This is a genomic window from Dyadobacter sp., from assembly GCF_039919315.1.
GTDB lineage: Bacteria > Bacteroidota > Bacteroidia > Cytophagales > Spirosomataceae > Dyadobacter.
In genome coordinates, this window is the sequence record NZ_JBDSFX010000065.1 from 20,031 (window position 1) to 33,162 (window position 13,132).

Annotated in this window: 17 protein-coding genes; 6 read left to right on the forward strand and 11 right to left on the reverse strand. The window is 44.9% G+C overall.

What is annotated here, in order from left to right; translation table 11 throughout:
- The first annotated feature begins 1 nt into the window (after position 1).
- The 6 genes from ric to ABIO93_RS18020 are packed head-to-tail and all read left to right on the forward strand — an operon-like array spanning position 2 to position 4,218.
- Positions 2–955, forward strand: a complete 954-nt coding sequence (gene ric, locus ABIO93_RS17995) for an iron-sulfur cluster repair di-iron protein (protein WP_348070110.1) — start codon at positions 2–4, stop codon at positions 953–955.
- A gap of 19 nt (positions 956–974) precedes the next feature.
- Positions 975–1,808 (forward strand): DUF2249 domain-containing protein, encoded by an 834-nt coding sequence (locus ABIO93_RS18000; RefSeq protein WP_348070112.1) that lies wholly within the window; start codon positions 975–977, stop codon positions 1,806–1,808.
- A gap of 5 nt (positions 1,809–1,813) precedes the next feature.
- Positions 1,814–3,091: a hypothetical protein gene (locus ABIO93_RS18005; RefSeq protein WP_348070114.1), complete on the forward strand. Its 1,278-nt coding sequence runs from the start codon at positions 1,814–1,816 to the stop codon at positions 3,089–3,091.
- Positions 3,075–3,404, forward strand: coding sequence for a metal-sulfur cluster assembly factor (locus tag ABIO93_RS18010; RefSeq protein ID WP_348070115.1), 330 nt, complete (start codon positions 3,075–3,077; stop codon positions 3,402–3,404). Before ABIO93_RS18005 ends, ABIO93_RS18010 begins: the two co-directional genes overlap by 17 nt.
- A 47-nt stretch (positions 3,405–3,451) precedes the next feature.
- Complete coding sequence (locus ABIO93_RS18015) at positions 3,452–3,862, forward strand: hypothetical protein (protein ID WP_348070117.1); 411 nt, start codon at positions 3,452–3,454, stop codon at positions 3,860–3,862.
- Complete coding sequence (locus ABIO93_RS18020) at positions 3,862–4,218, forward strand: integrase core domain-containing protein (protein WP_348070119.1); 357 nt, start codon at positions 3,862–3,864, stop codon at positions 4,216–4,218. Before ABIO93_RS18015 ends, ABIO93_RS18020 begins: the two co-directional genes overlap by 1 nt.
- Before the next feature lie 123 nt (positions 4,219–4,341).
- Here ABIO93_RS18020 and ABIO93_RS18025 read toward each other — a convergent pair whose 3' ends face one another.
- From ABIO93_RS18025 to ABIO93_RS18075, 11 genes are all read right to left on the reverse strand, one after another.
- On the reverse strand, positions 4,342–4,611 hold the full coding sequence (locus ABIO93_RS18025; protein WP_348070120.1) for a 2Fe-2S iron-sulfur cluster-binding protein: 270 nt from the start codon (positions 4,609–4,611) through the stop codon (positions 4,342–4,344).
- 58 nt (positions 4,612–4,669) lie between these two features.
- A complete protein-coding gene (locus ABIO93_RS18030) occupies positions 4,670–5,824 on the reverse strand; it encodes a cytochrome-c peroxidase (RefSeq protein WP_348070122.1) in 1,155 nt (384 codons plus the stop codon).
- Positions 5,825–5,865: 41 nt separating this feature from the next.
- Positions 5,866–6,258 carry a DUF488 family protein gene (locus ABIO93_RS18035; protein WP_348070124.1) on the reverse strand — a complete coding sequence of 131 codons (393 nt, stop codon included), beginning with the start codon at positions 6,256–6,258 and terminating at the stop codon, positions 5,866–5,868.
- 29 nt (positions 6,259–6,287) lie between these two features.
- On the reverse strand, positions 6,288–6,479 hold the full coding sequence (locus ABIO93_RS18040; protein ID WP_348070125.1) for a hypothetical protein: 192 nt from the start codon (positions 6,477–6,479) through the stop codon (positions 6,288–6,290).
- Between the two features lie 27 nt (positions 6,480–6,506).
- Entirely contained in the window at positions 6,507–6,902 is a 396-nt protein-coding gene (locus ABIO93_RS18045; RefSeq protein ID WP_348070127.1) for a group III truncated hemoglobin, read from the reverse strand.
- Position 6,903: 1 nt separating this feature from the next.
- Positions 6,904–7,314: a cytochrome C gene (locus ABIO93_RS18050; protein WP_348070129.1), complete on the reverse strand. Its 411-nt coding sequence runs from the start codon at positions 7,312–7,314 to the stop codon at positions 6,904–6,906.
- Between the two features lie 4 nt (positions 7,315–7,318).
- Entirely contained in the window at positions 7,319–7,576 is a 258-nt protein-coding gene (locus ABIO93_RS18055) for a hypothetical protein (RefSeq protein WP_348070130.1), read from the reverse strand.
- Between the two features lie 44 nt (positions 7,577–7,620).
- The gene (locus ABIO93_RS18060) at positions 7,621–8,640 is read right to left on the reverse strand and encodes a cbb3-type cytochrome c oxidase subunit II (protein WP_348070132.1); all 1,020 of its coding nucleotides are present in this window, start codon (positions 8,638–8,640) and stop codon (positions 7,621–7,623) included.
- A gap of 34 nt (positions 8,641–8,674) precedes the next feature.
- Positions 8,675–10,735: a cbb3-type cytochrome c oxidase subunit I gene (locus ABIO93_RS18065; RefSeq protein WP_348070134.1), complete on the reverse strand. Its 2,061-nt coding sequence runs from the start codon at positions 10,733–10,735 to the stop codon at positions 8,675–8,677.
- An 88-nt stretch (positions 10,736–10,823) separates the two neighbouring features.
- On the reverse strand, positions 10,824–11,261 hold the full coding sequence (locus ABIO93_RS18070) for an Rrf2 family transcriptional regulator (RefSeq protein WP_348070136.1): 438 nt from the start codon (positions 11,259–11,261) through the stop codon (positions 10,824–10,826).
- Between the two features lie 321 nt (positions 11,262–11,582).
- Entirely contained in the window at positions 11,583–12,323 is a 741-nt protein-coding gene (locus ABIO93_RS18075; protein WP_348070138.1) for a cupin domain-containing protein, read from the reverse strand.
- Positions 12,324–13,132 lie beyond the last annotated feature (809 nt).

Below are 13,132 nucleotides of genomic sequence, written 5' to 3' on the forward strand. Positions count from 1 at the left end.
AATGGAAACGATTCAAACCATAGATGTAACTGTTATAGAACCACGCCTTAAACATTCCACGATTTTTCAGCATTTTGATATATTGAAACCGGGCGAGACATTTATCATTTTTAATGACCACGATCCAAAACCGCTGTATTATCAGCTGCTTGGTGAGAGAGGTGATATCTTCACCTGGAGTTATCTTCAAGAGGGCCCAAAACACTGGCAGGTTAAAATCACAAAAAAAGGATCGCTGCCTGCGGATGAAAACGTCGGGCAAATTGCTTCAAAAGACATTCGCAAAGCAGAAGCCTTCAAAAAGTTGGGAATAGATTTCTGCTGCGGCGGTAAAAGGACACTAAAACAGGCGATGCATGCCGCCAACATCAGCGAGAAGCAATTGGAAGCCGCCCTGGCAGATACGGCTCAGCTGCCAGCCACACAGCAGTCCTTGAATTTTGCAGCGTGGCAACCGGGTTTTCTGGCCGATTATATCACCAATGTACATCATAGCTATATCCGCGAAAACGGCCCGGTGATTGAAGGGCTTGCCAACAAAGTAGCCGACCGCCACGGGGACCGCCAACCGGAACTCTATACACTTTCAGAGCAGGTACAATTACTTCTTGCAGATCTTTACCAGCATTTAGACAAAGAAGAAACCATTTTGTTTCCGGCAATAAAACAGCTGGCTTCTGCTATAAATACCGGAGAAATAAGCGACAACACTGTGGTTGCTTCGGCGATAGCGCTTATGGAGCAGGAACACGAATCAGCTGGAGAGGATCTGCGGAGCCTGCGGAAAATAACCAATCAGTATCAGCTGCCGCAGGGCGCATGTAATTCGTACACCTATCTTTTTGAAAAACTAAAAGAATTTGAAAACGATTTATTTAACCATATCCATTTGGAAAACAATATTCTGTTTCCAAAAGCCCTGCAAATGCAGCAGCTGACTGGCACTGGGGTATAAATCTCAAACGGACAATGTCATGGTCACAATCACAAATCAAACCAAGCTATCGGAGATTATCCTGGCTAATCCTGACAGCATTGGCGCAATAGCTGCAATTGCAAAGCCATTGGAAAAGCTTAAAAATCCGCTACTTCGAAAGTTAATGGCTTCACGCATTACATTGTCAGAAGCTGCGAATATAAGTGGTTGTGACCTTGATATGTTCAGGCAGGCATTAATACCGCTGGGGTTCAGCTTTGATCAAGAGGGCGCTGTCAACGAAAAAGAAGAAATCGAAAAAAAACCGCAGTGGCTGCTTACTATTCCAGACGATAAAATTTCCGATTTTGACGTTCGTCCGGTCATGGAATCCGGCGACGATCCGCTTAAAGCGATTGTGAAAAAATTTGGGGCACTCACAGACGGCGAAGTCCTGTGTATCATCAACTCATTTGTCCCCTATCCGCTGATCAGCCTGCTTGCTGGCAAGTCGCTCACATTCACTGCACAGACCGGCCCATCAGAACATCACACCTGGTTCTTGAAACGCTTTTGTGAGGTAGACCATTCTGTCGAAAAAACCCTTGGCAAAGCGCTAATCATGGATGATGAAACGTCTTTTGCGGCCGCGCTGGCAAACTTTCCCGAACCCGCAGTGAAACGCATCGACGTAAGGCATCTTCTGATGCCCGCTCCCATGCAGACGATTCTTGATGCCCTGACCGGCCTCGACGATAGCGATGCGCTGTATGTATATCACAAAAAGGTGCCGGTTTACCTGTTGGAAGAACTGAATGAGACGCAGTTTGCCGTACATGTTCTTAACCTGGCAGAAGGCGAAGTACGGCTCTTGATTTATAAAAACGGCTGAGAGAAATGAACGACATTCATATCGGGAAAGCGCCTCCGGCCTGGATCGTGCTGCCTTTCTACGCCACAGGTGCCATGTTTTTTCTGGTGCTGACTATACTGTTATTTCTGTCAGCAGAGGATTTGACCCGGCATTATTTCAGCCCGCATCTGCTGGCTGTCGTCCATACGGCTGCATTGGGCTGGGGCACGATGATCATCTTCGGCGCTGCATATGAGCTTCTGCCGGTTTTATGCGAGCGCGATCTGTACAGCAAACGCCTTGCTATCCTTTCGTACATTCTGCTTACTGCGGGTATCGCACATCTGATTCCGGCTTTCTGGTGGTTCAAGGCAGGAGGGATTATGATCACCGGCGGCTCCCTGGTCTTTATGGCAACCTTCTGCTATGCATTAAACGTACTGTTTACTGCACAAAGCACTAACAATCATTTGATCCATCAAAGGTTTTTGATCAGTTCGGCGCTTTGGCTGCTGGTAACAGTTACATTAGGGCTTTGTCTGGCTGTTAACCTGAGGTATCCTTTCATGAGCCGAAATCACCTGGATGTCATGAAACTTCATGCACATGCCGGACTTGCGGGGTGGTTTTTGCAGCTTATCACAGGTGTCAGCGTCAAGCTCGTGCCGATGTTTTTAATTTCCAAATCCAGGAAAACCAAATGGGTGCGGGCTGCATGGATATTACAGAATGCAGGTTTGATCCTGTTTCTTTTTGATAACCACCTCAACAACAATGCAGGCCGGGATATGCTTTACGCTTTTGTCTGCGGCCTGGGCATCATCGCCTGGCTTTATTTCCTGAATGATGTGTTTAAAAACAGGCTCCGAAAACGAATAGATTTACCAATGAAACACACGCTGGTGTCCTTCATTTTTCTGATTGCCGCACTTATGACCATTCCAGTTGCGCATCACAGTATTAGCGCCAAATGGACCTTAATGTACGGATTGCTATTGCTATTGGGCTGGATTACTTCCATCATTCTTGGACAAACCTTTAAAACGCTGCCCTTCATTGTCTGGAATGAGCATTACAAAAAACTAACAGGGAGGAGCTTAGTACCGCTTCCCAGTGATCTATATAATTTACGGATACTCAAATACCAGTTTCATATTTATTTATTTGCCCTCGCAAGTCTGGTTGCGGGCATGGTCGTTAATAATTCACTCATCATAAGATTGGCTTCGATTCTGTGGATATTGCTCGCAGGACTATATGTCGCCAACATCGTAAAAATAATGTTTCATAGACCGCACATGAACCATGCAGATACAGCCTGATAATATCGATTATGACCAAAGCAGCAAAGCCATCGAAGCACTCAAACGGGTCATTGACCCCGAGCTCTTTGTGAACATCATAGACCTTGGCTTAGTGTATAACATTGATTTATCGCATCCGGACACAATTGAAGTAAAAATGACACTTTCTACACCACATTGCCCATTAGGAGAGGCAATCACCAATGGAGTTGAAAATGTTTTGCAAGATCAGTTTCCGGATAGAAAAGCCATGGTAACGCTCGTATGGGATCCCCAGTGGAGCCTTGAAATGATAACAGAGAGTGGCAGACAGCAACTAGGCATTGATTAGGTTTACGTGTCTTGTCCTGAAATATGTTGACCACAAATGACTAAATTATGGATCAACTCAAACAACTACGTATGCGGCAGCATAGACAAACCATGCTTCAAATGGTATCTGAGATTCATCAGGGCAAACTTAACATTACTCAGGCAGCGAACAAATTTAGCGTCACACGTCATACGGTTAAAACTTGGTTAGATAAGGTAGAAGACAAGGCTTACGAACACCCAGTTAGCGAAAAGCCAGCTCCATCTACCTCAAAAAAATCACAGTTTGGTAGAGCAGACAAAGATGCAGCGGCGCAAGTTGATGAATTGATGGCTAAAGTCAGTTTACTGGAAGAAGAATTGGATGCTGCCAAATTCAAGGCTATTTACTATTCCACGCTGATCCAAGTTGCAGAACAGGAATTAGGACTTGACATTGAAAAAAAGTGCGTTACCAAGCAATCAGATTCATTTTAATGAATTATCCTACTGTTCAAATACGACAGTTGGAAGAAGTGCTTGGCTTCACGCGACAAGGCTATTATCAATATTGGAAGCGTCAAGCTGGTCAGCTAACATATGACTCCGAGATTATCCTTCTCGTGAACGAAAATGAGTACTTAGCGCATCAGCAAGTTCATTCACTAGCTCAGGCTCAATCCGTACTTCAGCAAGCCATATTTCTTTACAACTTCAAACGTCCGCACCTGAGTTGTAATATGCTTGTTCCAGAACAGGCTCATCAGAAGGAGGGTAAGTTAAAACGTAGATGGAAGAACACTTACTACAAAAAATTATTGGCAACCCATTTAGACAACCAAAAACAGGATTAACTTTAATAAGTAAACAAATAAAAGGACTATTTACAAAACGGTCAACACCTTTCAGGACGGGTCAACGAAACAACAGTACGATTTAACGTATACCTACTCACATTAACTGTACAATATTAATGTTCAAACAATGGAAGGCTCAATTGTTATTTTTGAATTAGCAAGCCAATCGTCAATAGGAACCTGACAGGCTAAGGTGCAGCGGCCATCTATTTGCACCATACAGGTTCCGCAGCTCCCCATGCCACAACAGAGCCCAAATCCAGTAATGTTCACATAATCCGAAATCAACGTCATCAACGACAAATATTTCCTTTCCCGGACCTGGACGTGATATTCTTCATTTCCGTAAATCAGTGTAAAGAGAATTGTGCTTTTTTGTTCTTCTTCCAAATTTATAATTGTTTTACATTAATTTGTGTTAATGTTTTTGCTTAACTTCTCTCTGTGTTCAGAGACCTACCACAGGTAAACCACTCGGTACAGTTGCAGGGATTGTTTTGGCAAAGGAATCATCGTTGAGCGTATTCAAAAATTCGACGATCCTTGAAATATCTTTGAAATTCACGTCCATGTGTGTGGCGAGCGAATCAATGCTGCCGGCTTTCACATTCGGGTTCAGTATCTTTCCTCCTGCCACATCTTCATAAAACAACAACACCTGATCCAGGGTGGTAAACTTGCCGCTGTGCATGTAGGGCGCGGTAAAGCGCAGGTTACGTAGTGTGGGTGTCCTGAATGCATAATCCTGATTGATCCCCCCGTCACTTTCTGCCCGGTTGTCAGTGTCCGGCACGCCCAAAGTATGCAGCTTATAATCAGAAAACATGGGACCCGAGTGACACTTTGCGCAGCCTGTCACTAAAAACGCATTCATCCCATCTTTTTCGCTGGTCGACAATGCGTTGCTGTCACCACGCATATACTGGTCAAACCGGGTATTGGTGGCAATCAGCGTCCGCTCGTAGGATGCTAACGCCTTCGCTAAATTTACCTGGGTGACTGGTTTTGAATCTGCAGGAAAAGCTTTCGAAAACAGCTCATTATAGGCAGGGATTTTCTTTATCCGCTCGATGATTTCATCCAGGATTTGTTGATCCTGGTAAGCATTGCCCCGCATTTCTTCTTGTGTTTTAATCGGCTCCAATGCCTGCGCCTCTAATCCTCTTGCTCGTAAGTCCCAAAACATGGGAGCCAGTTCAGGCCTGTATGTTTCGTGATTGGTTATGCCGTTAAAAGCTGTGTTTAAGATGCTTTGCGAGTTTCTTTTTACAAACGGAATGTCATTGGGATCCAGAAATTGTCGCTTGCTCCCAGTACCTCTCCCATTTACCCCGATGGAAGTTTCCAGGAACTCAGCATAATTGAACTCGGGCTGATGACAGGTGGCGCAGGATACGTCTTTACTCCCGGAAAGGATGGGATCAAAAAACAAAAATCGGCCCAGGTTTACTTTTTCCAGGGTCGAAGGGTTGTCTTCGGGGTCTGTTGCATAGCGGGGTAAGGCGCCTAGGTCAGCAATTGTTTCAATTACCTGCGGCTTTCTTTCGCGCAATGTTTCCCGGTCCCTTCCGCAGGAGCTATAAAGAATTGTAAGTATAAACACTAAACAAATGGGATGGATAATCATTGTCTTACCGGAATATCTTACTCATTGATGGTCTGCTTCATAAATTTATCCAGGAAACCTTTCAACGCAATTGCGTTGTTAAACTGTTCATTTTGGGCGGAATACAAAAGGGATATTTTTTTGTGCTCCTTTATCAAAGCGATAAGTTGCCTTGCAATCTGCCTGTTTTTGTTGAGCTGGAAGTTGTAGTCTGCAACAAACTCCGTCCACCGTTCCGGGTCGTGGTTAAACGATTTTCTCAATTCAGCACTCGGGGCAATTTCTCTCAGCCAAAGGTCGACCCCGGCCTGGCTTTTCTTTAATCCCCTGGGCCACAAACGGTCAACAAGTATGCGAAAGCCATCCTTTTTGCTGGCTGGTTCATATATCCGCTTTACGTTTATTACAAGATCTGGGTCAGTCGTTTCCATATTATCAGGCCTCATTTTCTGATTAAATGTTAGGTTCTGCTATCAGCCGCCTGCAATTCCTTTTCCAGATGTGTATGCTTGTGCTGATCACTCTCAAATTCTTCAAGCATAAAAGACCAAGCTTTATACATAGTGCAGGCATCAGAGCCCGGTATGTAATTATCACTCAATGCTGCGATTTTTCGCATGCGCTCGCCTTCGTTCTCATGATCCTGCATCATGGATACGATCTTGATTTAACCCGGATATCACAAAATCACACGTGACGGATCGCTTTGGTAGTACTTGATTTTGTATTCAAACATTTCCGCCATCTTACCCGCCCTGAACTTTGCTTCTTGGGCTTTCTCGCCGACAAACAGTTCATCAATGGTCCCAACAAATAAATTCATCCATTGTTCAAAATGCGTGTGGTCAACCTGTAACATCGCATGTGGGGTAAACGGGCTTCCGTAATAAGTATGCTCCTTTAAAAGCACTGTCTGCCAGAACTTGTACATTTTTTCCATATGCTGCGGCCACTTATCGCTGATCCGCTCATTAAAAACAGGTGATAGCAATGTATCCACCCTGACTTTTGCGTAAAAGGAATCTACCAGAAGCTTGATGTCCTCGATGTCGAGTATTTGTTGTTTTGTTTCCATTTCAAATTTTAATCAAGTCAATGTATCGGATAAGGTAATAGATCGACCATCCTAAAAAGCCGATGAGCAGGATCCAGATCCAGGCCGGAATGCTCTGGGGTGTTTCACTTCCGGTAATCAGAAACCGCTTCTGGTCCCCTTTTCCATATGCATTGATCATCAATGGAACCACTCCATCCACCACTGCATTCTCGGTGATACCTTCGACGGCAATGGCAGGCCCGTTCTTCACCTCGAACGGGATGATACGGATACCTTCTTTGCCCGTCGGATCTTTACTGACGATTTTCAGTTCATGTTTACCATCCACCATTTTACGGGTATCCAGCTCAAAATTTACAGGAGAGATAAACTCGGCGATTGGCGTTTGATCCTGATCCAGGAAAAGAAAAACTGTGCTTTTATCTTCCATGTCATTACGTGTTTATAATAAGCCTTTTGATATGGTCGCCGGACTTTTCACCGGGTTTGATCAACATCTTTGCAGAGAAAAAGAGCGTAAGCATCACAATGATGGCGGCAAGCGAAACGATCAGATAGTCCCAGGTGCTTTCCGGGCCTGATCCATGCGCGATACCTTGTAATAGCTTCGGCTGACGCTGGTCACATACCGGGCACGCCGCAGCAAATAAGCCCATCAAGACAAACACGGCTAACAAAAAGGCTTTTTTCATATCAAATCTGAATTCTTTTAATTTAACAAATGCCGTCATAGCATCTATTGCACGGGCATTTCCTTGATTTTCTGCACAATCTGCTCTACTTGTTGCACCGATACCTTGGGTGCATTGTTGCCCCAGCTGCTGCGCTCATGGTTAATAATGGCGGCTATTTGCACCGGACTTAAATCTGCATTCGCTCCCACAGCGGGCATTGCCCCGTATTCCTGGCGGGCATCATAGCCCCGCATGATGATGTTTACGATTAATGAAGGATCTTTATCGAGTACAACTGTACTACCTTTCAAAGGTGGAAAAGCGCCTTTCAAACCTTCCCCGCTTTCCTGGTGACATGCCTGGCAATGGGTGGCGTAAAGCGCCTGGCCATTCGCGGCAGTTTCAGAATTGGACGCCATGGATTGGTCCGTACTTTCTGTTTTCTGTTCATCTTTTGCATATAAAAAAGCAGGGGCACTCGTTGCTCCGGGGAGCTCGGCCTGTTTCAATGATTGTAAATAAGCAACCAGATCAAGCGCATCCCTGGTGGCTACCAAAGTCATTCCTTCTTTCTGAAACGCATCAGGAACATTTACAACCACATCCTCTTTTGCCGGCTCGGATTTACTTTCGAACAGCCAGGGATATGCCGGCATAATGGACTGCTTGATCACAATGCGCGGGTTATATAGATGCACAAGGTTCCATTCCCGGCTGGGCTGCCGGCTTCCGATCGAGGTCAGGTCAGGCCCGGTCCGCTCAGTACCCATCAGCGTGGCGGTATTACGCCAGAAATCCGTGCGGCGATTTGAAGCATAGTCTGCCGCCAACCCTGGCCGCTGGCCCCAAACCTTATCCATATCCACATTGCGGACCTGCTGGGTATGGCAGGCCACGCATCCATTGGAAACATACAATGCCTTTCCCCTGATCGCCGCCTCACTGAGCGGCACTGCACTTGGCAGCGGCGCATTGTTCTGCTCATTATCAATGGCAGGCAATACGGCCACGAAAGCGGTTAAGCCGATAAAGAGCAGGAAAGCAGCGCCGAATAGTTTGTTATGATTATCGAAGAAATCCATGATGTCAAATTGAATGGGATAGTATTACTCGGTTTCAGGACACGTGATCAATAGATCTCAGCTTTTCAAATGCCGTTTCCTTAATATCAACCGTGCCCGGCGCGACCATCATCCTGTAAAGATTATAGGCAAAAAATAGGTGTGAGAGCCACATCAGGCTTCCTCCGATCGCCCGCCAGAGCCAAAACGGTGCCATGAAGCTGACCGAGTCAATAAAGGGCTTAGCTTCCATCCACATCAATCCGCGCATGGTACTGCCATACATCAATGGTATTGTGTAAAACAAAAGACCAATCAATGCCAGCCAAAAGTGCGCGCCAACAGTAATCTGCGGAGCCTCCTGGCCCGTAATACGCGGCATAAGTGCATAAATCCCTGCCCAAAGCAAAAAGCAGATAATGCCATACATCGTCAAATGGGAATGGGCAACAGTAAAATCAGTGAAATGCCATAGCAGATTGGTAGACCGGAAAGCTTCGGCAGTCCCCTGCATGGAACCGGTAAAGTAGAAAAGGATACCCGTTAAAAAGAACGGAAGTGTATAACTGTCGGTGATCTTGTACCACGCGCCTTTGAAGGTCAGCAGGAAATTAGTTGTTCCTGCCACTACCGGGATGATCATGCCCACACTGCCCACGATGGCGACCGTCTGCAGCCACCAGGGAATTGCACTAAAAACAAAATGATGGGTACCAATAAGCGTATAAAACAGGATCTGGGTCCAAAAGGCAAGTATACCCAGGCTATACGAATAGATCGGTTTATTGAGCTGCTGGGGCAGGAAGTAATAAACGATCCCGAGCGTAAAAAGCATGAACCACATTCCAACACCCTGGTGCATGTAATAGCCTTGAATGATTGTTTCACCCAGCCCATTTTGCCAAAGAGGCACATATGCAACCACCGCGATCACAATTCCAAAAATCACCGAAGAGACAATGTACCAGTTTGAAATATAGATTTCCTTCGTCGTGCGGCTGGCGACTGTCTTGAAGTAATTGATTAGGGTCAGCAGAAGCCCAATGCCAAAAAGCAGCATCACGGGCCATATGTACTCCCGGTACTCCCCGCCCCCATTATTGATTCCGGCCATCAAACACAATGTGCCCAGTACCACCGCCGTGTTAATAAGTATCAATGTATACCATCCCAGTTTTATGCTGAATAGGTTTGTATTGCTGACCCTGGGCACGACATAGTTACCTAACCCCAGCATCGCTAACGATGCCCAGCCCCAGAAAACGGCATTGGTATGGACCGGCCGCAATCGCCCAAAGCTCAGCCAGCTGAATTGGTCTGCATCCGGCGCAACAAATTTTATCCCAATGTATTCCCCGACCGTCGTCCCGAAAACAAGCCAGAAAGTAGCTGTGATGATGAACCAGGTGATGAGCCTGGAAAGTTGCGGGTCCACTTTCGGGCGAATGTGCGCCTTTCTTTTACGGGCCACAAATGGTAGTGAGGCCTCATGTTCGACATTGTTGATCAAACCTTTATGGTCGTTGGCAGGCAATGCTCCCGACAGTTCATTATGACTCAATGTAAAATCCAGCGCATCTTTTCTTTGTTGCAGTGCTACTGCAAGATCCTTACTTTCAATTCCGCCCAGGTAAGCTGCCACACGCCCGGCCTCTGCCACACGCTGCTGATTTCTATACCTGTTTAATGTATTAGTGATTTTGAAAAATAAGAAGATAGCACCCGCCAGCACAGGGATTGATATCAAGACGATGGTAATTAAAATACCGCCCTGGCTCAGCAGCGAGTCAGCAGTTGGTTGGCTCGATTGCGCCAGTGAGGGAAGACTTACCAAACTTAGGATAGCGAGCGCAATGACCCCTAAATGCTGCTTTTTCATCATCCGGTCGAGCAGCAATGAGATCTGTTGGCTATTCAGGTTATGGAGGTATCTTGAATAATCCCGTTTACCCGGGTTGATTTTATTATTCAGATCCTGTTGAACAACGTTTTTGATCAGGATCGCGATAAAAAGCACACCCACCCCCATCACCAATGCAACTATCCCTACCGATAGCACAACAGCCTGCCCAAGTAGGCTTTCTGCATATGCAGGAGTCGCAACCAAATAAATCAAAAGGCATAAGCTACTTATAATCTTATACTTACTAACAGCAGTCATATTATATATATTAAGACCCTAATATCTTTTAATGTGTAAAATTTTATCTTTCTTTAATGTAGCTCAGCCCTAAATTCAAATTCTCATTGAATTCCCCGATCGTCGCTGACTGTAAGGTGAGATGCATTTTTCTTCTAATTTCTTTAAAATCGTTGTGCAGTGGACAAGGCTTTGTTTCAGAGCAACTTTTTAACCCCAGGCCGCAGCCCTTAAATATTTTTTCCCCGTCGATCGCCCTGACAATATCGGCCAGTGTATTGCTCTGAGCACTGCTGTCAATATAAAAGCCGCCATTTGGGCCCTTACTGGATTGTATGAGCTCCCGTTTGCTGAGATCCTGAAGGATCTTGGCAATAAAATGTTCCGGTGAATCAATACCAGCGGCAACCTCTTTAATACCCACCTTCCTGCCTCCTTCTGACTTTTGCGCTACAAAAATGACCGCTCTTATCGCGTATTCACAAGTTTTTGAAAAAAACATCTGCATCTGGTTTATGTGCAAATATATCTTCAAGATTCGGGAAATAAAAGACTTTTTACTCTTTTATTTGAGTATCTCTTTGCCGCTGGCTGTGCTTATGCCAGTTGAGTGGGTAAACTAGATATTGGGTGAGAACCAGGGCTATCGATACGGATATGTTACCTGGCGATCCCGCGATGCGCCAGCATTACATCAATTGAATTGCTCTGAAACGTCTAGGAAAGCCATTAGAAATTTGGATCACTTGTTAACTTTTTGCCAGATCCAGTGTCCTGCTATATCACCGAAATCGAATTTGCGATCGATGTGAGGATCAATGCTTTACTTCTTTTCAACCCTTGAAGATATTGTCAACAGAAATAAGGATTCTTCACTGGCAAGAACTTTGTGTGCAATTCCTGCATGAAGTGCAAGCATCTGGCCTGCACTACGATCTGCTGTTTTTTGCTCCGTAGAAAAGGTGATGTTTCCTTCAAGGACTTGCACACTGATAATCCCCGGTGCAGTATGGGTTTTCATCTCAGCACCTTTATGCAGCGCGATCAAAACAATGCGCATGCCTTCGGTCTTAAAAATAGTTATGGCATTCCGATCGCCGTTCTTGTAAGAAGCCTCTTGTTTGATCTGGGCTTTTAACAAATTTAGGTCCATCGTTACCATTAGTGCGTCCAGTTCCCGTTCACCTTCCGGCCTTAGCGGAGTAGCTTCGGCCGACTTAGTTGGGGTTGAATCTGGCGCCTGTTTCAGATGCTTAACCGGGGGTGTTTCGTCCAGCGCTTTGATGAGATCATCCGTCATGTTATCACTTGATATACCATATCCGTTTACCAAAGTACCTTTTATATCATGTTTTGGAGAAGAGATCGCATATACAATAGCCTCATCACTGGGGTCAGACATCCCTTCGAAGCGGTAATGCTTATCAACCACAAAGTCCTGCGGGTGTATTTTCAACGAATTTGAATTGCAGATCAGGCAGTTATCGTCCAGATTAAAGTCTACGGTATACCCTTTTAATTTTAGGTCATTTAATACTTCCGAAACGGTGGTCATAGTATTCATAAGATATTTATTTACGGTCAAATAAAACAAATGTAATCAAAGCCACTTGTACCCGGACATCCGCGTCTTTAACAAGACATTTGTTTGCAATTGAGCAGATGAGCAGACTGCTAGGTATCCGCCAGCAATCGTCATACTCGTCATCTTCATTTTTGCCGCCATGTCCTTCCCCGTTTGTTGTTGGCTGTATAAAAATTCAATTCTATTTAACCATTTTACAACTACGCTAATTTTCCATCCGAGGCCTCAACGGGGCACTATGTGTCAATGAAAGCGGCTGACTGTAGGAATTTTGAAGCTAGCTTTGTAGATCGAGATTTTATTATATTAGCATGCTGAATTTTTATAGGAACCGAAAAGCTGAATAAGTTTACGACGGGCTTTACACAACGAGTATTTACGAATCAGTTCATTTGGCCTTTAATATGATTGTCAGGAAAAAAAGGAAAGAACCTTTAAGCTGCAGGTCTTTACCGAAGCTATGGTCGCCATAGTAGCAATAATCTTGTTTTTCGTATTTGTTACCTGCACGCCTGATAAGAGTAAGTTCTCCCAAGCACTACGAGCTTCCCATAGCTACATAAGTACGATTTAAGGTATAGCAGAAGCTTTTAACCGTACCTAAATCGCATTCGAGACGCTATAATCTTAGATAATAAGATATTTGCCATATTTCACTTTAACCACCGTGGCTGTTGCAGAACTAACCTGATCATTTGAATTTTGGGAATTAGAAGATCTGACTTCGAAGAATTTCAAAAATTCAGTGTAGAAGCAATTAAAGGCTTCAAAAATGCGCTGGTTAAGTC